This is a genomic window from Anaerobacillus sp. ABR4_321, from assembly GCF_056158505.1.
On the sequence record NZ_JBSWTK010000001.1, the window covers coordinates 2,129,128 to 2,151,393 of the forward strand.

The 22,266-nt window shown below is 40.6% G+C and carries 27 protein-coding genes; 25 read left to right on the top strand and 2 right to left on the bottom strand.

The window, feature by feature from the left end; all coding sequences use genetic code 11:
- The first annotated feature begins 68 nt into the window (after positions 1–68).
- From ACXADT_RS11010 to ACXADT_RS11020, 3 genes are all read left to right on the top strand, one after another.
- Entirely contained in the window at positions 69–2,567 is a 2,499-nt protein-coding gene (locus tag ACXADT_RS11010) for a vitamin B12-dependent ribonucleotide reductase (RefSeq protein WP_442865118.1), read from the top strand.
- A gap of 186 nt (positions 2,568–2,753) precedes the next feature.
- Positions 2,754–3,194 (top strand): transcriptional regulator MntR, encoded by a 441-nt coding sequence (gene mntR / locus ACXADT_RS11015; protein ID WP_270179244.1) that lies wholly within the window; start codon positions 2,754–2,756, stop codon positions 3,192–3,194.
- Between the two features lie 75 nt (positions 3,195–3,269).
- Positions 3,270–4,178 (top strand): patatin-like phospholipase family protein, encoded by a 909-nt coding sequence (locus ACXADT_RS11020; protein ID WP_270179243.1) that lies wholly within the window; start codon positions 3,270–3,272, stop codon positions 4,176–4,178.
- Positions 4,179–4,222: 44 nt separating this feature from the next.
- Here ACXADT_RS11020 and ACXADT_RS11025 read toward each other — a convergent pair whose 3' ends face one another.
- Both ACXADT_RS11025 and ACXADT_RS11030 read right to left on the bottom strand, forming a co-directional pair.
- The gene (locus tag ACXADT_RS11025; RefSeq protein ID WP_270179242.1) at positions 4,223–4,612 is read right to left on the bottom strand and encodes an SA1362 family protein; all 390 of its coding nucleotides are present in this window, start codon (positions 4,610–4,612) and stop codon (positions 4,223–4,225) included.
- A gap of 22 nt (positions 4,613–4,634) precedes the next feature.
- Positions 4,635–5,582, bottom strand: coding sequence for a DUF1385 domain-containing protein (locus ACXADT_RS11030; protein WP_270179241.1), 948 nt, complete (start codon positions 5,580–5,582; stop codon positions 4,635–4,637).
- A 222-nt stretch (positions 5,583–5,804) separates the two neighbouring features.
- On the opposite strand from ACXADT_RS11030, the gene ACXADT_RS11035 reads away from it, so the two are divergent.
- The 22 genes from ACXADT_RS11035 (at position 5,805) to ACXADT_RS11140 (ending at position 21,905) form a co-directional block, all read left to right on the top strand.
- Positions 5,805–6,326 (top strand): YqhR family membrane protein, encoded by a 522-nt coding sequence (locus ACXADT_RS11035; protein WP_270179240.1) that lies wholly within the window; start codon positions 5,805–5,807, stop codon positions 6,324–6,326.
- Positions 6,327–6,428: 102 nt separating this feature from the next.
- Positions 6,429–6,848, top strand: a complete 420-nt coding sequence (gene aroQ, locus ACXADT_RS11040; RefSeq protein ID WP_474835194.1) for a type II 3-dehydroquinate dehydratase — start codon at positions 6,429–6,431, stop codon at positions 6,846–6,848.
- A gap of 22 nt (positions 6,849–6,870) precedes the next feature.
- Entirely contained in the window at positions 6,871–7,938 is a 1,068-nt protein-coding gene (locus ACXADT_RS11045; RefSeq protein WP_474835192.1) for a M24 family metallopeptidase, read from the top strand.
- A 21-nt stretch (positions 7,939–7,959) separates the two neighbouring features.
- The gene (gene efp / locus ACXADT_RS11050) at positions 7,960–8,517 is read left to right on the top strand and encodes an elongation factor P (protein ID WP_270179237.1); all 558 of its coding nucleotides are present in this window, start codon (positions 7,960–7,962) and stop codon (positions 8,515–8,517) included.
- 115 nt (positions 8,518–8,632) lie between these two features.
- Positions 8,633–9,346: an ABC transporter ATP-binding protein gene (locus ACXADT_RS11055; protein WP_474835190.1), complete on the top strand. Its 714-nt coding sequence runs from the start codon at positions 8,633–8,635 to the stop codon at positions 9,344–9,346.
- Between the two features lie 5 nt (positions 9,347–9,351).
- Entirely contained in the window at positions 9,352–10,371 is a 1,020-nt protein-coding gene (locus ACXADT_RS11060; RefSeq protein ID WP_474835188.1) for an ABC transporter permease, read from the top strand.
- Between the two features lie 12 nt (positions 10,372–10,383).
- Positions 10,384–11,046 (top strand): TetR/AcrR family transcriptional regulator, encoded by a 663-nt coding sequence (locus ACXADT_RS11065; protein ID WP_474835186.1) that lies wholly within the window; start codon positions 10,384–10,386, stop codon positions 11,044–11,046.
- 151 nt (positions 11,047–11,197) lie between these two features.
- Positions 11,198–12,133, top strand: coding sequence for a stage III sporulation protein AA (gene spoIIIAA, locus ACXADT_RS11070; protein WP_270179233.1), 936 nt, complete (start codon positions 11,198–11,200; stop codon positions 12,131–12,133).
- A gap of 1 nt (position 12,134) precedes the next feature.
- Positions 12,135–12,647 (top strand): stage III sporulation protein SpoIIIAB, encoded by a 513-nt coding sequence (gene spoIIIAB, locus ACXADT_RS11075; protein ID WP_270179232.1) that lies wholly within the window; start codon positions 12,135–12,137, stop codon positions 12,645–12,647.
- A 19-nt stretch (positions 12,648–12,666) separates the two neighbouring features.
- A complete protein-coding gene (gene spoIIIAC, locus ACXADT_RS11080; protein ID WP_224878330.1) occupies positions 12,667–12,873 on the top strand; it encodes a stage III sporulation protein AC in 207 nt (68 codons plus the stop codon).
- A gap of 12 nt (positions 12,874–12,885) precedes the next feature.
- A complete protein-coding gene (spoIIIAD, locus tag ACXADT_RS11085) occupies positions 12,886–13,275 on the top strand; it encodes a stage III sporulation protein AD (protein ID WP_270180586.1) in 390 nt (129 codons plus the stop codon).
- A gap of 19 nt (positions 13,276–13,294) precedes the next feature.
- Positions 13,295–14,479 (top strand): stage III sporulation protein AE, encoded by a 1,185-nt coding sequence (gene spoIIIAE, locus ACXADT_RS11090; protein WP_270179231.1) that lies wholly within the window; start codon positions 13,295–13,297, stop codon positions 14,477–14,479.
- An 11-nt stretch (positions 14,480–14,490) separates the two neighbouring features.
- Entirely contained in the window at positions 14,491–15,090 is a 600-nt protein-coding gene (gene spoIIIAF, locus ACXADT_RS11095) for a stage III sporulation protein AF (protein ID WP_270179230.1), read from the top strand.
- Positions 15,091–15,095: 5 nt separating this feature from the next.
- The gene (spoIIIAG, locus tag ACXADT_RS11100; RefSeq protein ID WP_270179229.1) at positions 15,096–15,731 is read left to right on the top strand and encodes a stage III sporulation protein AG; all 636 of its coding nucleotides are present in this window, start codon (positions 15,096–15,098) and stop codon (positions 15,729–15,731) included.
- Between the two features lies 1 nt (position 15,732).
- Entirely contained in the window at positions 15,733–16,284 is a 552-nt protein-coding gene (locus ACXADT_RS11105; protein WP_270179228.1) for a SpoIIIAH-like family protein, read from the top strand.
- 328 nt (positions 16,285–16,612) lie between these two features.
- Entirely contained in the window at positions 16,613–17,101 is a 489-nt protein-coding gene (gene accB, locus ACXADT_RS11110; RefSeq protein WP_270179227.1) for an acetyl-CoA carboxylase biotin carboxyl carrier protein, read from the top strand.
- Between the two features lie 12 nt (positions 17,102–17,113).
- Positions 17,114–18,481, top strand: coding sequence for an acetyl-CoA carboxylase biotin carboxylase subunit (accC, locus tag ACXADT_RS11115; protein WP_270179226.1), 1,368 nt, complete (start codon positions 17,114–17,116; stop codon positions 18,479–18,481).
- A gap of 11 nt (positions 18,482–18,492) precedes the next feature.
- Positions 18,493–18,888: an Asp23/Gls24 family envelope stress response protein gene (locus ACXADT_RS11120; RefSeq protein WP_270179225.1), complete on the top strand. Its 396-nt coding sequence runs from the start codon at positions 18,493–18,495 to the stop codon at positions 18,886–18,888.
- Between the two features lie 130 nt (positions 18,889–19,018).
- Positions 19,019–19,405 carry a transcription antitermination factor NusB gene (gene nusB, locus ACXADT_RS11125; RefSeq protein WP_270179224.1) on the top strand — a complete coding sequence of 129 codons (387 nt, stop codon included), beginning with the start codon at positions 19,019–19,021 and terminating at the stop codon, positions 19,403–19,405.
- Between the two features lie 28 nt (positions 19,406–19,433).
- The gene (xseA, locus tag ACXADT_RS11130; protein ID WP_270179223.1) at positions 19,434–20,792 is read left to right on the top strand and encodes an exodeoxyribonuclease VII large subunit; all 1,359 of its coding nucleotides are present in this window, start codon (positions 19,434–19,436) and stop codon (positions 20,790–20,792) included.
- On the top strand, positions 20,779–21,027 hold the full coding sequence (locus ACXADT_RS11135) for an exodeoxyribonuclease VII small subunit (protein ID WP_442865072.1): 249 nt from the start codon (positions 20,779–20,781) through the stop codon (positions 21,025–21,027). The genes xseA and ACXADT_RS11135 overlap by 14 nt, the downstream gene beginning before the upstream one ends.
- Positions 21,024–21,905: a polyprenyl synthetase family protein gene (locus tag ACXADT_RS11140; protein WP_474835183.1), complete on the top strand. Its 882-nt coding sequence runs from the start codon at positions 21,024–21,026 to the stop codon at positions 21,903–21,905. Before ACXADT_RS11135 ends, ACXADT_RS11140 begins: the two co-directional genes overlap by 4 nt.
- Positions 21,906–22,266: the final 361 nt, after the last annotated feature.

The following is a 22,266-nucleotide window of genomic DNA, read 5'->3' on the forward strand; positions in this document are numbered from 1 at the left end:
AATTGACCATTAAGACTGGAGAAAGAAGACGGTCAATCAACATTGAGCAGTTAAACAAAGATATCGAAATGTTTTCCCAAGTTCATCCCGTTACGGATGACATGCACTTAAGTCACGATGGTGTAAGTCGACTGGTGATGTTGGATCGATATGCTTTTAAAGATACAGAGAAAAGAACCCTGAAAAAAGGAGACTTCGTCGTACTAACGATTAAGGAAGACCCGAAGTTTCCTGCACGAGGACTTGGCTTTATCGAAGAAGTCGATCACGCCACAAAGAAAGCACATGTTGCGGTTCACGAAGATTATGTAGCTGTATTAGATTCTGAAGAAGAACGAGAAACAGGAATGATCGTAAGGTCTCTTGATGTTATAGAGAAGCCGCTGGAAGTTTATTATGAGCAGATCGCACGACGAAATGCACGTGGTCTTGCTGAGGTAGAAACAACGAGTGGTGAAAAAGAATATTGGGAAGAGCGGTTTTATAAAGAGCTATCTTCGATGAACTTTGTACCAGCTGGACGAGTTCTTTATGGTGCTGGTGCCGAAACAGAGGTTACCTACTTTAACTGCTACGTAATGCCTTATCCTCAAGATTCACGTGAAGGGATTTCTGAGCACCGAAAACAGGTGATGGAAATTATGAGTAGAGGCGGAGGAGTTGGCACGAACGGCTCAAGTCTACGCCCTCGAAATGCACTTGCAAGAGGTGTGAATGGAAAATCTTCAGGATCTGTTTCCTGGTTAGACGATATTGCAAAATTAACACATCTTGTTGAGCAAGGTGGATCAAGACGCGGCGCGCAAATGATCATGTTAGCAGATTGGCATCCTGACATTATTGAATTCATCATCTCTAAAATGCAAAACCCAAGAATTTTGCGATACCTAGTAGAAAATACAAAAGATGAGCAGATTAAGAAACTCGCAGAGGATAAGTTGAAGTTTACACCTCTGACAGAAACCGAACGTTCCATGTATCAAAGCATTCTAAACTACCGAAGTATTCAAGGTTATGGAGGCTTCGAAGAAAAAGTAATTCAGAATGCACACGAAAAGATCCAAACCGGAGGGACATATTCTGTTCATAATCCAGATTTTCTTACCGGCGCGAACATTTCAGTATGTTTGACAAAAGACTTTATGGATGCGGTTGAAAATGATGACGACTACGCTCTCAAGTTCCCTGACGTAGAAAACTACACAAAAGAGCAGATGGAAATCTATAACCAGAAGTGGCATGAAAGTGGAGATGTACGAGATTGGGAAGCGCAAGGATTTCCTATACGTACTTATCGAAAAGTGAAGGCGAAAGAACTTTGGGATTTGATCAATATTTGTGCAACATATTCAGCAGAACCTGGTATCTTCTTTATCGATAATGCGAATGAAAAAACAAATGCAACTTCTTATGGACAAAAAGTTGTAGCTACAAACCCATGTGGTGAACAGCCTTTAGCTCCATACAGCGTATGTAATCTAGCTGCAGTCAACCTTGCTGAAATGGCAGACAAAGATTCAAAATCAGTTGATTTTGATAAATTGAGAGAAACGGTTGAAGTTGGCGTTCGTATGCAAGATAACGTAATTAATGCAACACCATATTTCTTAGAAGAAAACGAAACACAGGCTTTAGGTGAAAGACGTGTTGGTCTCGGTGTAATGGGATTACATGATCTTCTCATTTATTGTGAGACTGTATATGGATCCGAAGAAGGAAATAAACTGACAGACCAAATCTTTGAGACGATCGCAACCACTGCGTATCGCGCATCCGTTGAGCTTGCTAAAGAAAAAGGAAGTTTTCCTTTCCTAGAAGGCAAAACTGAAAGTGAAACGAATCGCCTTCGTGAAGCGTTTGTGAACACTGGCTACATGCAGCAGATGCCGAATGATATCAGAGATAGCATTCTTGATTATGGAATCAGGAACTCTCATTTACTTACCGTTGCACCAACGGGAAGCACAGGAACGATGGTAGGTGTTTCTACTGGTCTTGAGCCGTATTTCTCCTTCTCATACTACAGAAGTGGACGTCTTGGTAAGTTTATCGAAGTTAAAGCAGATATTGTTGAAGAATACTACTCACGAAATCCTGAAGCTGATCCTGAAAAGTTACCTGAATGGTTTGTATCAGCTATGGAACTGGCTCCTGAAGAACATGCTGATACACAGTGTGTTATTCAGAGATGGGTCGATAGTTCAATCTCTAAAACGGTGAATGCGCCGAAAGGCTATACAGTAAAACAGGTAGAAGAAGTGTACGAGCGCCTATATCATGGTGGAGCGAAAGGCGGAACAGTATACGTAGATGGAAGCCGTGACTCACAAGTTTTAACGTTGAAGGCTGAAGAGAATTCATTTGAGCAGCTTCAATTTGAGGATGGTATGGAAGAGAAGAAACAGGTTGTTTTGGTAGATACCATTACAGATTTAAGATCAACTGACGTTACGATAGGCTCAGAAGTAGGGAACACGTGTCCCGTATGTAGACAAGGTCAAGTTAAAGAAATTGGCGGATGTAACACGTGCGATAATTGTAATGCTCAGCTTAAATGTGGACTTTAATAAAAATCTCGTTACACAAGGAATAGGCGATATGCTTATTCCTTGTTTTTATGAAAACAAGATCGATGAAAGTGTAGACCAATTAAATTGCTCCTCATGAAGAGGAACCTTTCCTTGTCTCAGCCCATACTATGGTGTATGCTTTTATTGATTGGCTTAAATGGAATAAAAGATGGAGGGAATCCAATGGCCACTACTCCAAGTATGGAAGATTATATAGAACGTATTTATTCACTAATTGACGACAAAGGTTATGCACGTGTTTCTGATATTGCAGAAGCTTTAGAGGTACATCCCTCCTCGGTAACCAAAATGATTCAAAAATTAGATAAAGGTAAATATGTGGTTTATGAGAAGTATCGTGGCTTTATGCTAACTCCCAAAGGGAAAAAACTAGGGAAGAGACTAGTGGACCGTCATGCGTTATTAGAACAATTCCTTAGTGTAATCGGCGTGAATGAAGAAAACATATACGAAGATGTAGAAGGTATTGAACATCATCTTAGCTGGGATGCAATCGACAGAATTGGAGATCTTGTTCAATATTTTGAAGAAACAGAAGACCGCGTTGGAGCTTTGCGTGAAGTGCAACGTAAGAATGAAGAAGATGAGCAATCCGAAGTATAATCGGATTGTTCTTTTTTTTGTACTAAATCGTCTCATATAAGATTACGATTTAATAAGGAGAAGGGGTGGTAGTGCGTGTATATCGATGGAGTATTTTCTGGTGGTGGAGTTAAGGGAATTGCTTTAGTTGGTGCTTTGCAAGCTGTTGAAGATAAAGGGCTCCAGTTTAAACGCACTGCAGGAACAAGCGCAGGTGCACTGATTGCGGCTTTGATCATAGCAGGTTACACAGGTGACGAAATAGAAAAAATCCTTCTCGATACAAACTTAAATGCACTACTCGACCGGAAGCAGGGCTTTACCTTTCCGTTAATGAGATGGTTGATGCTGTATTGGAAACTAGGTCTGTATTCAGGAAAAGATCTAGAAAAGTGGGTGCAGGGACTACTTAAAAATAAAGGGATCGAAACGTTCGGGGATATTGAAGAAGGGTCGCTTAAGATAATCGCGTCTGATATCACAAGAGGCAGGTTGATCGTCATTCCTGATGACTTGGAGCAGTATGGGTTCGTACCCGAGCAATTTTCAATTGCGAAAGCGGTACGAATGAGTGCTGGCCTTCCATTCTTTTTTAAACCTCATCCGCTTTATACAATCGATGGAAAAAAACATTTAGTTGTAGATGGGGGAATATTGAGTAACTTTCCGTTATGGGTCTTCAAGCCAGATGAATCGAATAAGCAACTACGTCCTGTGTTAGGTTTCCAGTTGAGTGCTAGCTTTGACAAAATTCCTGGTCATAAAATAAAAAATGCGATTGAGCTGTATCAGGCTTTGTTTGAAACGATGAAAGAGGCACATGACGCACGTTATATCGAAAAGCAAAAAGCTCAAAACATTGTGTTTATACCGGTGAAACAAGGAATAGCGACTGACTTTTCACTAGAGAGACAAGAGCAAAAGAAGCTTATCTCATTCGGGAGGGAGCGTACTGAGCAGTTTTTAAGAAGATGGAGAAAGCTACCGGAATCTTTTAGGACTTAATAACAAAAGCAGGCTGAGAAGTTCTCAGCCTGCTTTACTATGTTTTAAAAGAGTGCGCGGTTTTTCTTTTTACCTTTTCTACCTTCAATCACAGTAAATGGATTAGGTTTTTTATCGTCATTTAATGGACGTTTTTTCGGAACTAACCGTTTGGATGGAATGACACGAAGGTGAGATGCGCTTTTACGAGTTGCCCCTCGTTTCTTCTGCAACTTAGAAGATTGCTTGGCAGCTTTCTGGTATGCAGAATTAACTTTGCCCATCCTTTTAGCCATAACCTTACGGACGATGAATATCACTAGAGCAGCGATAGCAGCTGTGATGAGAAGATACTTTAAGAGACCCATAGGATCAGTAAATAGCCTCCAAATAAATCCGAGAGCGGCAAGACCGATTATTGTATAAATAAGAGGTTGAACAACACGGTGTGACAAATGATTCACCTCCTGTTCGTCATTAAACAACTTGAGTGCTTGTTAAGCCTTCTTCGTGCTTTTTATCACGGGCAAGTAATTCCTTAAATGAACAAATCGCAACTTCAACTTGCTTATCATCTGGGTTCTTTGTAGTTAAGAGTTGAACCCATAATCCTGGATAACCTAACACGCGTAAAACAGGGATATTTCGGAATTTATTCGTTAATTGTAGTACTTCAAAAGAAACACCAAGTACTACTGGAATCAATAATACACGATAGATGAGTCTTACTAGGAGCGGATCAGAGGGAACCATTAAGTAGATGAAAACCCCGATTACAACTGTAAAGAGTATGAAGCTACTACCACAACGAAAATGTAGTCTTGACTGCTTCTGAACATTCTCGATCGTGATTGGAAGTCCAGCTTCATAGGCATTGATCACTTTATGTTCAGCCCCGTGGTATTGAAAGACTCGTTTGACGATAGGTGTTAAGGATATAAAATATATATATCCAAGTAATAATACGAGTTTAATCATACCTTCAATGATATTTTGGATAACGTGACCTGGAAATATAAATTCTAGCGAAGCAGCTGCAAGTGCAGGTAAGATGGTGAAAATCGTTTTCACGAAAGCAAATGAAATGACTCCAAGTGCTGCAGCTCCAAGCAAGAACGTCATTTTAGAAGGTTCTTCTTTTTTTAGAGCTTCTTCATCATCAGCCGGATCAACATCATACCGCTCAGATGAAAAGTTCAGATGCTTCGTACCGTTTCCGCTTGCATCAATAATGGCTACGACTCCTCGTATAAAAGGAACCTTTTTCAGTTTAGTTAAAAGTGGCTTTGGTTTCTTAGGTATCTCAAGATAATCGATCGAATCATCTTTCCGTCGAATTGCAGTTACAGATGTGTGTTTACCTTGAAACATCACACCTTCTACAACCGCTTGCCCACCGTATGCGGGTTTTTTTGTGTCTGACAATGTCTCTCACCAACCTAATTTTGTTTAAGTGGAATGAATTTAATCATCTCACTACCTTGTAAATGTCTTTCTTACATTCTACAAGAAACATGGAAAAACCTCTAGGTAAGCGATGTTAATATTCATTTTCCCCAACAAACTTTTTTTTAATCGCCTCAATAGGTGAATTATAGATAAATAATCCATTCTATTCTGGGATAGACTACTATCGGAGGTGTAGACATGGAAAAAGAGAGCCAAAACGATGAAAAAGAATTAGAACAAGATAAGAAAGAACAGCCTCTCAGTTTTACGGCAAAGGTCCTTAATATAGGGCTAGCTGGAGGGTTAATATGGGGATTGATCGGATACGTGACATATTTATTCAAGTTCACAAAGGTTCCTCCATCTCTTATCCTCTCCCCGTGGGCGCTAGGAGAATGGAAAAACGATCAGCTCGGACAGTGGATTGGAATCATCGCCATTGCAATCGTATCAATAGGCGTCGCTTTTCTTTATCGAGCTACGATGGTGAAAATAAATAACATGCTTGCTGGACTAGCATACGGCATTCTGCTTTGGATCATCGTGTTCTATTTACTTAACCCAATGTTTCCTGACCTTCCATCAGTTATGAAGCTAGATAAGAATACTATTGTTACTACGATATGCCTCTACGTTCTTTATGGTGTATTTATCGGGTATTCCATATCGTTTGAGTATCACGAAAATCAGCAAAACGGCGCGTCCTATTCAAACAAATGAAGCTATGGTAGAATGTTCATGGAACATTCTTCTTTTTTTGCATTCAATTCCGTCAAAGGATACCGAGACTTCTAAATCTCATAGATCGTAAAGGGGCTTAAAATGAATCATTTCTACGTACTAAACGGGCCGAACTTAAATCGATTAGGCAAAAGAGAACCAGGGATTTATGGTAACGAGACATTGGAGACGCTTGAAGTGCGCTTAAATGACTTAGCTCGGAAGCATGGGGTTTCTCTAACTTTTAAGCAATCGAATCACGAAGGGGATTTAATCGATTGGATTCATGAAGCAGAGAATGCTGCAGGTATTATCCTAAACCCAGGAGCTTTTACACACTATAGCTACGCGATTCGAGACGCGATCGCTAGCGTAGATGTACCGGTGGTCGAAGTGCATCTGTCAAATGTACATAAACGTGAACCATTTCGTCACCAGTCTGTTGTTTCACCAGTTTCAGAAGGTCAAATTGTAGGTTTTGGAATGAAGGGCTATGAGCTAGCTTTATTGTCATTTCTGTAAACAAATAAGGAGGACTAAGTAGATGGAACGTATAGCGAAACTAAGAGAGTCATTTAAAGAATATGAAATTGATGCAATGTTGATTACTTCAGCTAGCAACCGAAGATATTTTTCTCATTTCACTGGAAGTTCTGGCGTCGTATTAATCACGGAAAAAGATGCGAAGTTTGTTACAGATTTTCGTTACGTTGATCAAGCTAACGAACAAGCAAAAGGTTATGACATTGTTCAACACAAAGGTCCGATTATTGATGAAGTTGCAAAAGTGGCAAATGAGCTAGGCGTTAAAAAGCTAGGCTTTGAAGAAACACAACTTACATACAACGTATTTAAAGCTTATGAACAAAAGGTAGAGGGAACTCTTGTACCGATCAGTGGCCTTCTTGAGAAGCATCGCATGATCAAAGATGCGAATGAATTACAAGTCTTAAAAGAAGCTACAGAGATTGCAGATGCAGCATTTCAACACATCACAGGATACATTCGTACAGGTATAACAGAACTTGACGTATCTAATGAGTTAGAATTCTTCATGAGAAAAAATGGCGCTACATCTTCTTCTTTTGATATTATCGTTGCGTCAGGAAAGCGTTCAGCGCTCCCTCATGGGGTTGCATCTGACAAGGTGATCCAGAAGAACGAACTTATTACTCTTGATTTCGGGGCATATTACAAAGGGTATTGTTCAGATATAACTCGTACAGTTGCGATTGGGGACCCTGGTGAAGAATTGAAAAATGTTTACCACACAGTCCTTGAAGCGCAGATGAAAGCCATGGACCAAATTAAACCAGGGCTAACTGGTAAAGAAGCAGATGCGATTTCTCGTGACTATATCGCTTCTAAGGGATACGGTGAATTCTTCGGACATTCTCTTGGTCACGGTATTGGCCTTGAAGTTCATGAAGGTCCTGGCCTTTCATTTAAATCAGATGCCGTCCTAGAGCCGGGAATGGTTGTAACGGTTGAACCAGGAATTTATCTCTCGGGCAAAGGTGGCGTACGCATCGAGGATGATACGGTCATCACTGAAAAAGGCAACGAAAAGCTATCTCATTCTACTAAAGAACTATTAATTCTTGGTGAATAATAAACTTGAGGAGGACAAGACATGATTTCGGTAAACGATTTTAAAACAGGTCTTACGATTGAAGTAGATAACGGAATCTGGCAAGTTGTAGATTTCCAACATGTTAAACCAGGTAAAGGAGCTGCCTTCGTACGCTCTAAGCTAAGAAACTTACGTAGTGGCGCAATTCAAGAAAAAACGTTTCGCGCTGGTGAGAAAGTAGCGAAAGCGCACATCGAAAACCGTAAGATGCAGTACTTATATGCAAGTGGCGAAATGCATACGTTCATGGATACAAACTCGTTTGAACAAGTTGAGCTTCCTGCTGATCAAATCAAGTACGAACTAAAGTTCTTGAAAGAAAATATGGAGATCTCAATTCGTATGTATGGTGATGAAACGATTGGAATCGAGCTTCCAAACACCGTTGAATTAGAAGTAACTGAAACTGAGCCTGGTATTAAAGGTGACACAGCATCAGGTGGCACGAAGCCTGCAACCGTTGAAACAGGTCTTACAGTACAAGTACCTTTCTTCGTAAACCAGGGAGATGTGCTTGTTATCGATACAGGAAAAGCAGAATACGTATCTCGCGCGTAACAAATGAACCGCTCTTGAAAGGAGCGGTTTTTTTGTTAATAAAAAATGAGTGATTACTCACTTTAGTTATCGTATAATAAAAGTGAGTAATCACTCATTTTGAGGGGGGAGTTTCGTGACCACTACGATTATCGATGCGAATGTGACAAAGCGTTTTGGGAAGAAGAAAGTACTTGAAGATGTGACGTTAACTCTCACTAACAATGAAATTTTCGGACTTCTTGGTCCATCTGGATCAGGGAAAACGACACTAGTTAAAATTCTATGCGGTATTGATGTGCCTACTGAAGGACATGTATCCGTGTTTGGTAAAAAGATGCCTGATTTAGAATTGATTAAGCGAATTGGATATATGGCCCAGGCTGATGCGCTATATCATGAATTGACAGCAAAGGAGAACTTGGTTTTTTTTGCAAGTATTAGTGGGGTAAAACGTAATAAAAGGACAGAGCGAATTCAACAGGTCATGAAGCTAGTTGATTTAGAAAGTGACCTCAATACTAAAGTAGAGACATTTTCGGGTGGAATGAAAAGGCGACTGTCACTTGCTATTGCCTTGTTGCACGAGCCGGACATTCTCGTTTTAGATGAACCGACTGTTGGAATTGATCCTGCATTACGAAATAAAATTTGGGATACCTTTGAAACATTAAAAGAGAGCGGTGTGTTAATCGTCGTAACGACTCACGTAATGGATGAAGCTGAACGTTGTTCTAGACTTGGAATGGTTCGGGATGGACAGCTTATCGCGATTGGAACACCTGATGAAATAAAGACCGATACCGAAGCATCAACAATCGAACAAGCTTTTTTATCATATGGAGGATGAGTATCATGAGAGTGTTAGCAGTCGTAAATCGCATCCTAAAGCAATTTTTGCATGATAAGCGGACGATGGCATTGATGATCCTAGCTCCCATCCTTGTCCTAACTATGTTATCTCTCGTCTTTAATGGAGAAGAGTTGGAATTAAAGATTGGCTTAATCGATGTCCCAAGCACTGTTTATACTAATATGGAGCAAGAGAATGTCGCATTTGTTAAATTAGATTCTGACACAGATGTTAATGAAATGCTGGAGCAAGAGGGGTATGACGCGATCTTAACTTTTGAACAAGGGGAAAGTAAACTAATACTAGAGGGTAGCGATCCATCTATAAATAATGTGATCATAGATAACATTAAAAATGAGATTAGCCCAAATACAACACCCGTCTCACTATCGGTAGAGCATTTGTATGGCTCTCAGGATCTAACAACCTTTGATAACATTGGACCGGTTTTGGTAGGCTTCTTCATATTCTTTTTTGTATTTTTAATTGCTGGAGTTTCGTTTTTAAGAGAAAGAACGCAAGGAACGTTGGAAAGATTACTTGCTAGTCCTATCAAAAGATGGGAACTGGTGATGGGATATGTCATCGGCTTTGGAATCTTCACGACGATTCAATCGTCCATTATCGCCCTTTATAGCATTTATGTCATCGACTTAATGATGGAAGGTAGCTTTTTCTATGTGTTAATCATTACTGTCATGATTGCATTAAGTGCGCTGACGCTTGGAATACTGTTATCAGCCTTCGCAAAGAATGAACTTCAGATGATTCAATTCATTCCTCTAGTAGTCGTACCTCAATTCTTTTTTGCAGGGTTGTTTAAATTAGAAACGATTTCGGATTACCTGAGTTGGCTAGGTCCGTTAACACCTCTCTATTACGGTGCAGATGCACTTCGAGACGTGATGATTAGAGGACAAGGATTGAATGAAATCTGGACGAACTTAGTAGTGCTAGGAGGTTTTTCAATCGTTTTTATCATAATAAATATATTTGCTCTGAAGAAACACCGTAGCATATAAGGAGAGGGTGTAATGGGTAAGCAAGAAGATATAAATGAATTATTTAAGTCAAGTGAAAGTGATGTCTATGGTGAAGGGTTAACTCCGAAGCAGAAACGTATTCTTGAAGCGGCAATCCAAATGTTTTCTGAGAAAGGGTACTCGTCTTCTTCGACGAGTGAGATTGCGAAGCGAGCAGAAGTAGCAGAGGGAACGATTTTTAGGCATTATAAAACTAAAAAAGAGTTACTGTTAGCAATTGTGACGCCTGTTATGAGTAATCTGCTAGCACCCTTCATTATTAGAGACTTAGATAAGGTTCTTAAGAAAAACTATAAAAGCTATGAAGACTTCCTCATTGCAATCGTGAAAAATCGGAAGGAATTCATTGAAAAGCATATATCTATAGTGAAAATTTTAATTCAAGAGATCCCTTTTCATGATGAACTTCGCAGCCAGTTTATCGACCGAATTGGAAAAGAAGTTTATACGCGATTAGAAGCAATCGTGTCGCATTTTCAAGCTAAAGGCGAGCTGGTTGAAATGCCTACTCAAACAGCGATAAGATTAACCGCCTCATCAATAGGTGGTTTCCTCTTTGCAAGGTACATCCTCCTTCCAGAGCACGATTGGAACGACGAGGAAGAGCTAAAACATACGATCCATTTTATTATGAATGGAATGAAAGCAAGATAACACCTAGCACTTATGCTAGGTGTTTTTCTATTCCATCTATCTTGAGTAAAACAAAGGTTGTTAGTGAAATTAGTACCTTTCAGGTAAGACATAATTCATATAGCACCGGAATACTAGTGTAAGGAGTACATGCTAGGAAAGGGGGACATTTATGGAAGAAGTTCTACGTGTCCTGCCCGAAGGAGTAAAGGAGATTATCAAACAGTATTCAAAACAGGAAAGAGGTGGGATCGAAGAGATTAGATTACGAATTAACCGGCCTCTAGAAGTGATTATTAACGGCAGCCCACAGTTTCCTCGTCTTAATGGTAGAGAGTACTACGTTTCAAGAGAAGATGCTTCTCAAATGACGAATAAATTAAGCCAATATTCTTTGTATGCGTTAGAGGAAGAGTTGAAAAAAGGCTTTGTCACCATTCAGGGTGGCCATAGGGTGGGGCTCGCTGGGAAGGTGATTACATCCAACGGGAGTGTTAAAGCGATTCGAGATATCGCCTCATTCAATGTAAGAATTGCTAAGCAAAAGATCGGGATCGCTACCCCGCTATTATCATACCTATATTCAGATGGTTGGATGAATACAGTTATCCTTGGTCCTCCAAATTCAGGGAAGACAACATTGTTGCGTGATCTTACAAGATTGATGGCTGAAGGAGATAAAGGAAGACGGATCGCCTCTTCAAAAGTGGGCATTATTGATGAACGATCTGAAATTGCAGGGTGTGTAAAAGGCATACCTCAGCATCAATTAGGAAAAAGGGTCGATATTCTTGACGCGTGTCCAAAAGCTGAAGGAATGATGATGATGATTCGCTCGATGAGTCCTGACATTCTGATCGTGGATGAAATAGGTGGACTTAAAGAGAGTGAAGCCATTATCGAAGCCGTTAACGCAGGCATCAGACTTGTTGTGACGGTGCATGGAAATACGATAGAAGATTTATATAGGCGACCGAGCATTCAAGAATTGATAAGATCCGGAATGTTTAAGCGCTTCGTTGAACTTTCGAGAACCAGAGGGCCAGGTACTGTGAAATCGGTGAAAGACCATAAAGGAAATGAAATACGTCGTTCGAAGGTGATCTAGCATGAAGCTACTCGGTGCAATTTTAATTGTATTAGCAAGTACCTGGGCAGGTGTCGAATGGTCTAGGACGGTAAGTGAGCGGTCTAGGCAACTCCGAATGCTAAAGTCAGCCCTTCAGTCTCTAGAAGCTGAAATCGTTTATGGCATGACGCCTTTAAGCGTAGCTTGTAGTCATATTTGTAGACAAGTAGGTCATCCTGTCTCATGGTTTTTCGACTCTTTCAGAAAGAAGCTAGAAGAAGGCCATACGACGGCATATGATGCCTGGATGAAAAGCATGGATGAAGTTTGGAAGTATACTGCTTTCAGACAGGAAGAGAAAGAAATTATGAAACAGCTTGGTGCAACGATCGGCCAACAGGATCGTGAGCATGAGCAAAAGCAGTTGCAGCTTGCTTTGATCCATTTAGAGAGAGAAGAGCAAGAAGCGAGAAATAATCAAATGAAATATGAAAAGATGTTCAAAAGTCTCGGGTTCCTAGGAGGTATTCTTCTCGTCATTCTATTGATTTAGTCACTGGGAGGATAAGCGGATGAATCATGATGTGAACAAAATATTTCAGATTGCTGGGATCGGAATCATCGTAGCGATGCTACACACGATTTTAAAACAGATGGGGAAGGAAGAATACGCTCAGTGGGTCACATTAATAGGTTTTATCGTCGTTTTGTATATGGTGATCACGATAATCGATGACCTATTTCAGAAAATCCGGGGAGTCTTTCTTTTCCAGGGTTAGGGGGTGTCGGCGATTGATATTGTACAAATAGTTGGAATAGGGTTGATCGCAACATTCCTAGCCATTGTCGTTAAAGAACAAAAGCCGGTCTTCGCATTTACAATTACCGTGTTCACAGGAGCAATAATCTTTCTATATCTCATAGGGGAAATCCAGCATATTATTCAGATGTTGGAAGGCCTAGCTTCAAAGGCAAATATAGAGATCATCTACGTAGAAACTGTGTTGAAAATAATAGGGATTGCTTATATTGCTGAGTTTGGTGCACAGATAACGCGAGATGCCGGTCAGGGCGCGATCGCTTCAAAGATTGAACTTGCCGGTAAGTTACTGATTATGGCAATGGCAATTCCTATCCTTAAATTAATCATTGAAACAGTTTTGAGATTGTTACCGACATGAGTGAGAGGAGGAATGGGACATGCCTCTTAAGAAACTGATGCTCTTGCTGTTTTTCCTCTTTATCTTTTATCCTTCTGAGGCTTTAGCTGATGATGGTGAAAGCAAGGAAACGATGACTGATCAATTTGTAGACAAGCAGTTAAATTCGCTCGGCTTACAAGAAATTCAAGCATATTGGAATCAAGTGCTTGATGAGTATGGGGGCTTCTTACCAGAAAGTCAAAAAGGTACGTTTTTGGAGTTTGTAAAAGGAGAAAAGCAGCTATCTTTGAAAGCTTATTTCATAGGATTTGTGAAATTCCTTTTCCATGAACTATTAGTACATGGAAAGTTACTAGGAAGTTTAATTTTGCTTACTATTTTTAGCATATTACTCCAGAACATGCAGAATGCATTTGAACATAAGGCAGTAAGTACAGTTGCCTACTCTATTACCTATATGGTGTTGATCATTCTAGCTTTGAACAGTTTTCATGTAGCGATTCAATATACAGAGACAGCGATTACGAATATGATGAGTTTTCTCCTTGCGCTGATTCCACTCTTGCTAGCTCTCATGGCATCCGTGGGTGGAATAGCATCCGTAGCTTTCTTCCATCCGATCGTTTTGTTTTTAGTGAACACTGGAGGCTTGTTAATTCAGAAGTTTGTTCTACCTTTATTATTTCTATCGGCGGTGTTGGCTATCGTTAGTACGATTAGCGAACATTATAAAGTTACACAGTTATCTAATTTACTTCGAAATATAGCGATCGGAACACTGGGAGTGTTTTTTGCTATATTTCTAGGCGTGATATCTGTTCAAGGAGCAACGACAGCTGTTGCTGACGGAATCACGATTAGGACTGCAAAATTCGTTACAGGAAACTTCATCCCAGTTGTCGGTAGGATGTTTACAGATGCAACAGATACAGTCCTAAGTGCATCGGTTCTATTAAAAAATACTGTTGGACTAGCAGGGGTTGTTATTCTGCTCATGCTTTGTGCTTTTCCGGCATTAAAAGTACTTGCTCTAGCGCTGATCTATAATATCGCTGCAGCAGTCATCCAGCCTTTAGGTGGCGGTCCTATGATTCAATCTCTAAACGTTATTTCAAAAAGTGTACTATTTATTTTTGCAGCACTATCAATTGTATCTCTCATGTTTTTCTTAGCCGTAACGATCATTATTGCTTCAGGAAATATTACTTTAATGGTTCGTTGAGGGGGGATTGGATGGATATTATTACAGGGTGGGTAACAAACATTATCTTGCTTATCCTGATTGCAACTGTTCTTGAACTGCTGTTACCGAATTCTAATATGCAACGGTACGTGAAGATGGTGATTGGACTCATGTTGATGGCAGTTATCCTTTCACCTTTGCTTAAGATATTTACGGAAGACTTTGACGCAATGCTTAGATCGGTTACGATCAGGGATTCAAATACGAGCATCCAGATGGAAAATAGCATCGAAACAAAGAAAAGTGAAATACAAGCTTCAAACTCTGCATATATTGAAGAACAAATGGCTGTCCAATTGAAAAGTCAAGTTGAAAAGGAGTTGAGGGAACAATTTAATTTAGAGATTAGCGATCTTGCGTTAGCTTTAGGGGAAGTTGAAGGCGAGAAAAATATCGATCAAATAGCAGTCAAAGTTAAAGAATACAGTGAAGAGACAGCGGTGAATGATATTGAAGCGGTATCGATATCGTTTTCTGAGAGCGAAGAGGAAGAATTGAATGCAGATGCCAAGAAAGTAGCTTATTTTTTAGCAGATGAATGGCAGCTTTATCCGAATCAAGTTGGAGTTGAGGTGGAGGGGGGTGAGTAGGTGCCATGGAAAGTAAGTCAAGTTGGCTCGATCAATTAAAAAAGCCGAAGAAGAAAAAAGGAATGCCGCTTTTATATCTTGTTATAGCAGTGGGGGTAGGGATACTCTTCATGTTTACCGAAAACTTCTTCGCATCGCCAGGTCCAGCACAGGTGGTTACGTCAGATAAAACTGCTTCGAATGAAAGTGAACCTGCATTTGGTCAGAAAGCTTCAAATCCATCAACGATTGCAGAATATGAAAACCATTATGAAACACAGTTGAAAGAAGCGCTGGATGAGGTGAAAGGAGTATCGAACGCTACTGTAATCGTAAACTTGGATTCCACCGAAGAAAAAATAGTAGAGAAGAATCGCACTTCTACAGATAAATATACTTATGAAACACCGAACGAAGGTGGATCTAGGAAAATCGAGGAACAATCCAGCGAGGAGCAAGTGGTCGTAATACAAAATGATCAGGGTCAAGGTCCTATCGTTGTTTCAACTAGAAAGCCAGTCGTACGTGGTGTGGTCGTTGTGGCTGAAGGTGCAGAAAGTGCTCAAACGAAAAAGATGATTGTAGATGCAGTAACAAGGTTGTTAGATGTGAAGAGTCATAGGGTTATGGTACTTCCGAAAACCGAAAAGGGGGATTCATAATATGGTCTTGAAAAAGCAAACTGTCTGGCTTCTTACAATGCTTAGTTTGATTATCGTTCTATCGGCTTATTATATCATGACACCTAATTCTGAAAACGTGGCTTTTGTAGATGATCAAGAACAGAGCCAGGAGGAATCTAAGAAAGAAGATGCGAAAGAAACAAATGCAGATGAAGATATGGTAACATCGAGCGTCTCAAGCGATGAAACGTTTGCAGCACTTAGGTTAGATATTCAGGAAGAACGAGACGCCGCAATTGAGGAGTATACTGCAGTGATTGCAAGCGAAGCTTCAACGGATTTAAGGAACGAAGCTCATGAACAACGTCAAGAATTACTAGCTTTATCACAAAAAGAATCTGTCCTCGAAAATTTAATAAAATCAGAAGGGTACAGCGATGCGATTGTATATACACTGGCTGATAACAAAGTGAGGGTCATCGTTAAAGCCGAGCAGCTATCGAATGAAGAAGCCAACAACATCATGGTTTTGGCTCAAGAACAGCTAGGAAATCAGCAGCGAATCGCAGTTGAATTCCAGCCAGTAAAGTAACGTGAAAGGTGGAGGAGACTCCACCTTTTTTATTTTGGTTACATTTATATCGTTTTTTAGTTTCCTTAATGAAAACGATTACGTAATTTGTTACGCTAAATAGAAGACTGATTTAGCTAAACTACCATCGACCAATAGGATATGTTATGATAAATGGGCTTATGACCTGCTCATATATAATGGTCTTAAATCATGGGGTGTATTCTTTCTGCTATTAGTAGGAAATACTATTGAGCAGAATATCTATGGTATAATCAGTAGTAAACGAGGCATGGTTCAAAAACGCCTCATTATAAAAAACAATTGTAAATGATAGGGAGTGTAGATTTTGTTAAAAGTTCAAGAAATCCGCGAATTGATCAAATTAATTGATGAGTCGAGTATTGATGAATTTGAATATGAAAATGAAGGTTCTAAGGTAGTTTTAAAGAAGAACGACGTTCAATATGCTCAAGCGCCGCAAGCAGTTCAACAGCCTGTTATGCAGGAAGCACCTGTAGCAGCACCTCAACCAGAAGCGAAAGCTCCTGTTAAAGAGCAAGCAAAAGAAGAATCAGCAGATCAGCAAGTTGACGACTCATTACATAAGATTGAATCTCCGATGGTTGGTACGTTCTATGCTCGTCCTAATCCCGATTCAGATGCGTACGTAAATGTTGGGGAAAAAGTGTCTGAAGAAAGCATCGTATGCATTATTGAAGCTATGAAGCTCTTTAATGAAATCGAAGCAGAAGTTAAAGGGGAAATCGTTGAAGTACTAGTAGAGGACGGACAGCTGGTTGAATACGGACAGCCTCTGTTCCTAGTGAAAGAATAAGGCGGTACGCATATGACTATTAAAAAGATACTCGTTGCTAACCGAGGAGAAATTGCTGTACGAATTATTCGTGCTTGTGAAGAGATGGACATTGAAACAGTAGCAGTATATTCCCAGGCCGATAAGGAAGCATTGCACGTAAGACTTGCTGATGAAGCTTATTGTATTGGACCAACTGCAGCCAAAGATAGCTATTTGAACTTCACGAACATTATGAGCATCGCAACTGTAACAGGTGTAGATGCAATCCATCCAGGATATGGTTTCCTTGCTGAAAATGCAGACTTTGCTGAACTGTGCCGTGAATGCAATATTACGTTCATCGGACCAAGCCCTGAAGCAATCAGTCGTATGGGCACAAAAGATGTTGCACGTACAACGATGAAGGAAGCGGGAGTACCGATCGTTCCTGGTTCTGAAGGTGTCATCAAGGACGCAGATGAAGGTGTCGCTTTGGCTAATGAAATGGGATACCCTGTCATCATCAAAGCTACTGCTGGTGGTGGAGGAAAGGGAATTCGTATCGCGAAAGATGAAAAAGACCTAGTCAAAGGAATCAATATTACGCAACAGGAAGCTTCCACTGCATTTGGAAACCCTGGGGTTTATATTGAAAAATTCATCGAGGACTTTCGCCATGTGGAGATCCAAGTATTAGCAGATAATCATGGAAACGCGATCCACTTAGGTGAGAGAGACTGTTCGATCCAAAGACGTCTTCAAAAGCTAGTAGAAGAAACACCATCTCCAGGTCTCGATAGTAAGATCAGAGAAAAAATGGGGGATGCAGCCGTTAAAGCTGCAAAAGCTGTTAATTATTCTGGAGCTGGAACCGTTGAGTTTATTTTCGAACCAACAGGGAACTTTTACTTCATGGAAATGAATACTAGAATTCAAGTTGAACACCCTGTAACAGAAATGGTTACCGGAGTTGACTTGATTAAAGAACAGATTAAAGTAGCTTCAAACGAAGAATTGAGCTTTAAACAAGAGGATGTTACCTTTAAAGGCTTCTCGATCGAATGTAGAATTAATGCAGAAGATCCTGACAAGAACTTCATGCCTTCTCCTGGTAACGTGCATATGTATTTACCGCCAGGCGGCTTCGGTGTACGCGTTGATTCAGCGGTATATCCGGGCTATGATATTCTGCCGTTTTATGACTCCATGGTTGCTAAACTGATTACGTATGGAGAAACTAGAGAAGAAGCGATCTCGAGAATGAAGCGTGCACTTGGTGAATTTGTGGTAGATGGTGTTAAGACCACGATACCTTTCCATATGCGACTCATGAACCACGAGAAATTTGTAAGCGGCGACTTTAACACAAAGTTTCTCGAGAAATATGATCTAACTGAAAAAACTACTAATTCTAAGTGAGGTGTTCATAAATGAATGAAGTTCAATCTTTTGAAATGGAAGAGCACGATACAGGGCTTGGAAAAGTCGAAATATCTCCGGAAGTCATCGAGGTCATCGGAAGTATCGCCGCATCGGAAGTAGATGGTGTAGCTGAGATGAGAGGGAACTTTGCCTCTGGTGTCGTTGAGCGCTTTGGTAGAAAAGACCATCGCAAAGGAGTAAGAGTTGAGCTTGGCGAAGATGGCATCATTCTTGATGCTTTCGTAGTTGTGAGCTATGGACTCTCAATCCCTGAAGTATGTCAGCAAATTCAAGAAAACATTCGACAAGCTCTTCTTACGATGACTGCTCTAGAAATCAGTGCAGTCAATGTAAGTGTAGTCGGTATCACATTTGATAAAAAAGAAACAGAAGATGAAGAATAAGCAGAGGGGGATCTGATCCCCTCTGCTTTTTTGTTTTTAGAGAGATTCACAATTGGAAAACCTGTATTTGTCTATTACAATATGCTATCATCTATTGGTATAGCAATATTAGCGTAAAAGGGGTATAGCAATGAAAAGAAGACATGCAAGAGAAAAGGCCATACAGGCGTTGTTTCAAATAGATGTGACAGACACCGATCCGAAAGAGGCGCTGGAACACGTATTAAGCGATGGAGAAGGTGACGAGTTTTTATCTGAGCTTGTCTTTGGAACGCTTGAAAACCTAGAGGAAATAGATGAAAAAATAAAAGCCAATCTCGTTAACTGGAACTTTAACAGAATTGGAAACGTGGATCGATCCGTATTAAGGATGGCCTGCTATGAAATGACTGCAAGAGAAGATATTCCAGTTAATGTAAGTCTGAATGAAGCTGTAGAACTTGCTAAGATGTTTGGTGGAGATGAGTCTGGACGATTCGTTAATGGCGTTTTGTCTAAAATGATTCAAAAAGCTTAACAAGTTTGCGGTGGAAGGAGGGGGAAGATTGGTAACAGATCGATATATTACAGTAACTGCTCTAACAAGGCATGTGAAAAGAATGATCGACAATGAGCCTGCACTACAGGATGTATGGCTTAGAGGAGAACTTTCTAATGTGAAGCTGCATAGTAGAGGGCATTTATATTTTACTGTTAAAGATGACAAATCTAGAGTGCAGTCCGTTATGTTCGCTGGCAATAACCGTCATATGAAATTTAAACCTGAGAATGGTATGAAGGTATTGATCAGAGGTGAGATTTCAGTCTTTGAACCATACGGACAGTATCAATTGTATGCTAGGGAGATGCAACCTGATGGCATAGGAAACCTTTATCTAGCTTATGAAGAACTGAAGAAGAAGTTAGAGTTTGAAGGTTTATTCTCAGTTGATCGAAAAAAACCGATACCTCGATATCCTTCTGAAATAGGTGTCATCACTTCTCCTACTGGAGCTGCAATCAGAGATATCTTCACAACGATTAAGCGTCGTTATCCCTCTGCACGAATCACTGTTTTTCCTGTTCTCGTTCAAGGTGTAAATGCCAAAGACTCTATCGTCAGAGCGATAGAGATGGCAAACTCGATGGAAATGATCGACGTATTAATTGTGGGGCGAGGTGGCGGATCGATCGAAGAGCTATGGGCTTTTAATGAAGAAGACGTTGCTAGAAGCATCTCTCTTTCGAAAATCCCTGTTATTTCTGCTGTTGGACATGAAACGGATTACACCATTTCAGATTTTGTTTCAGACTTAAGAGCACCTACTCCTACTGGCGCAGCTGAGCTAGCAGTTCCTAGCATGGTAGAGCTGGAAGAACGTCTGGAACAGAGGGTACATAGACTCATTAGAGTCATGAAAGAAAAGAAGCAAAGTGAACAAGAACGACTTTTACGCCTTCAAAGATCGTATGCCTTTCGCTATCCGAACCAATTGTTAAGTCAAAAAGAGCAGGAGCTTGATTTACAAGTCGAGCGGCTTCGTAAGACGATGAAACGCCAGATCGACTACACGAAAGAGCGTGTTGAACGAAATCATACACAGCTTCTTAAAAAGCACCCAGAGCAATTGGTAAGAGAATCTGCGAAGGGACTTGAAGACCTACGTTCATCGTTATATAAAGAGATGTCTAGGGTTGTTCAAGGCAAGCAAAGGGATTTCGCACATGCAACGGGTAAGCTGGATGCACTCAGCCCGTTGAAAATCATGAAGCGTGGCTATAGCCTTGCATACAAAGAAGACAAGTTAGTGAAGTCAGTTAAGCAAGTTGAGCCTGGTGATGTCATAAAGGTTCAGATGACTGATGGAAAGATAGATGCTCACGTATGGGGATTGGAGGAGAATGATTCACATGGAGAAGAATGAAGAAAAATACGAAAACGTTACGTTTGAAGAAGCGATGCAGAAACTTGAAGAAATCGTTGGCTCTCTTGAAGAAGGGAATGTTCCACTCGAAAAAGCAATTTCACTCTTTCAAGAAGGGATGAACTTATCGAACCTTTGTCATGATAAGTTACAGTCGATCGAAGGGAAAATGGATCAGATCGTTGGTGAGAATGGAGAGATTAAACGCTTCTCGGTTCAGGAGGATGAGGCGTGACGTCAGATCTGACTACTTACATGAAAGAATGTAAGAAATTAATCGATGGAGAGTTGAATGGGTTCATCTCACGACTAGAAATGCCGAGTGAGTTGAAAGAAGCGATGCTATACTCTGTAGATGCAGGAGGGAAGCGGATTCGACCTATTCTTATGTTGGCAACAGCAGAAGCGTTTGGCGCATCCAAAGAAAAAGCATTTCATGCTGCGAGCGCCGTAGAAATGATTCATACGTATTCGCTGATTCATGATGACCTCCCTGCTATGGATGATGATGACTTGAGACGGGGAAAGCCAACGAATCACAAAGTGTTTGGTGAGGCTGTTGCAATCCTTGCAGGAGATGCATTACTTACACAGAGCTTTGAGGTTATTAGCGATTCATTGTTACGAGACGATCAGAAAGTGAAGTTAATAACGCTTATGGCACGTGCTGCTGGTCCTAGCGGGATGGTTGGCGGACAGATAGCCGATCTTTCTGGTGAAGAACAAGAACTCACTCTTGAAGAGCTTGAATACATCCACCATCATAAGACAGGAAAACTGCTTGTATACTCGATTCTTGCGGGTGCGGTAATCGGAGATGCAACTGATGAACAAATGTCTCATTTAAAACAATTTGGAGAACATTTAGGACTCGCTTTTCAAATTAGCGATGACATTTTAGACGTTGAGGGTGACCAGGAAAAGATTGGGAAGTTACCTGGAAGCGATGAAACGAATAAAAAGAGTACATATCCAAAGCTTCTTACTTTGGAAGGTGCAAAAAATAAACTAGCCTCTCACTATGATGAGGCGCTACTGCATTTAGCACAAGTTGGGGTAGGTACAGATCGGTTGCGTTCTCTTGCTAAATTTATTATAGAAAGAGATCATTAGAACAAAATTGAGAATATATAAGTATTGTGGTATAATACAAATAGACTGAGTGGTGCAGTATTCTAGTCAGTCCGGCTATTCTGAAGGCGGGCCTAAAAATCCGCCATAGGGCACATCGATGAAGTTCCTGGTGTTGGCTTGAGTCGCCCAGACTTGGGTCGATGCTGGGAGTTAAGGTCGCAGGGCGATCCACAAAGGCATGTGGGCGTTGACCCTGCTTCCGCGGAGGCCTATTCTTGTAGCTTGCGCGGTTAACGCCGCCAGCTATGAAATGGGGTATGAACCTGTTTCAGTCGCCAGGGATGCGGCTGAACAGCGTAGCCTGCCTTGAGTGGAGCTAGAGGGGATTATGGTTTATTGG

Bases quoted from the DNA above. Each gene is read 5' to 3' on its own strand.
- spoIIIAB (WP_270179232.1), top strand. From the start codon at position 12,135: ATGAAGCTACTCGGTGCAATTTTAATTGTATTAGCAAGTACCTGGGCA.
- aroQ (WP_474835194.1), top strand. From the start codon at position 6,429: ATGAATCATTTCTACGTACTAAACGGGCCGAACTTAAATCGATTAGGC.
- accC (WP_270179226.1), top strand. From the start codon at position 17,114: ATGACTATTAAAAAGATACTCGTTGCTAACCGAGGAGAAATTGCTGTA.
- ACXADT_RS11105 (WP_270179228.1), top strand. From the start codon at position 15,733: ATGGTCTTGAAAAAGCAAACTGTCTGGCTTCTTACAATGCTTAGTTTG.
- ACXADT_RS11035 (WP_270179240.1), top strand. From the start codon at position 5,805: ATGGAAAAAGAGAGCCAAAACGATGAAAAAGAATTAGAACAAGATAAG.
- ACXADT_RS11060 (WP_474835188.1), top strand. From the start codon at position 9,352: ATGAGAGTGTTAGCAGTCGTAAATCGCATCCTAAAGCAATTTTTGCAT.
- ACXADT_RS11120 (WP_270179225.1), top strand. From the start codon at position 18,493: ATGAATGAAGTTCAATCTTTTGAAATGGAAGAGCACGATACAGGGCTT.
- efp (WP_270179237.1), top strand. From the start codon at position 7,960: ATGATTTCGGTAAACGATTTTAAAACAGGTCTTACGATTGAAGTAGAT.
- spoIIIAE (WP_270179231.1), top strand. From the start codon at position 13,295: ATGCCTCTTAAGAAACTGATGCTCTTGCTGTTTTTCCTCTTTATCTTT.
- ACXADT_RS11135 (WP_442865072.1), top strand. From the start codon at position 20,779: ATGGAGAAGAATGAAGAAAAATACGAAAACGTTACGTTTGAAGAAGCG.
- ACXADT_RS11045 (WP_474835192.1), top strand. From the start codon at position 6,871: ATGGAACGTATAGCGAAACTAAGAGAGTCATTTAAAGAATATGAAATT.
- spoIIIAF (WP_270179230.1), top strand. From the start codon at position 14,491: ATGGATATTATTACAGGGTGGGTAACAAACATTATCTTGCTTATCCTG.
- spoIIIAA (WP_270179233.1), top strand. From the start codon at position 11,198: ATGGAAGAAGTTCTACGTGTCCTGCCCGAAGGAGTAAAGGAGATTATC.
- ACXADT_RS11065 (WP_474835186.1), top strand. From the start codon at position 10,384: ATGGGTAAGCAAGAAGATATAAATGAATTATTTAAGTCAAGTGAAAGT.
- spoIIIAG (WP_270179229.1), top strand. From the start codon at position 15,096: ATGGAAAGTAAGTCAAGTTGGCTCGATCAATTAAAAAAGCCGAAGAAG.
- mntR (WP_270179244.1), top strand. From the start codon at position 2,754: ATGGCCACTACTCCAAGTATGGAAGATTATATAGAACGTATTTATTCA.
- spoIIIAC (WP_224878330.1), top strand. From the start codon at position 12,667: ATGAATCATGATGTGAACAAAATATTTCAGATTGCTGGGATCGGAATC.
- nusB (WP_270179224.1), top strand. From the start codon at position 19,019: ATGAAAAGAAGACATGCAAGAGAAAAGGCCATACAGGCGTTGTTTCAA.
- ACXADT_RS11010 (WP_442865118.1), top strand. From the start codon at position 69: ATGTTTTCCCAAGTTCATCCCGTTACGGATGACATGCACTTAAGTCAC.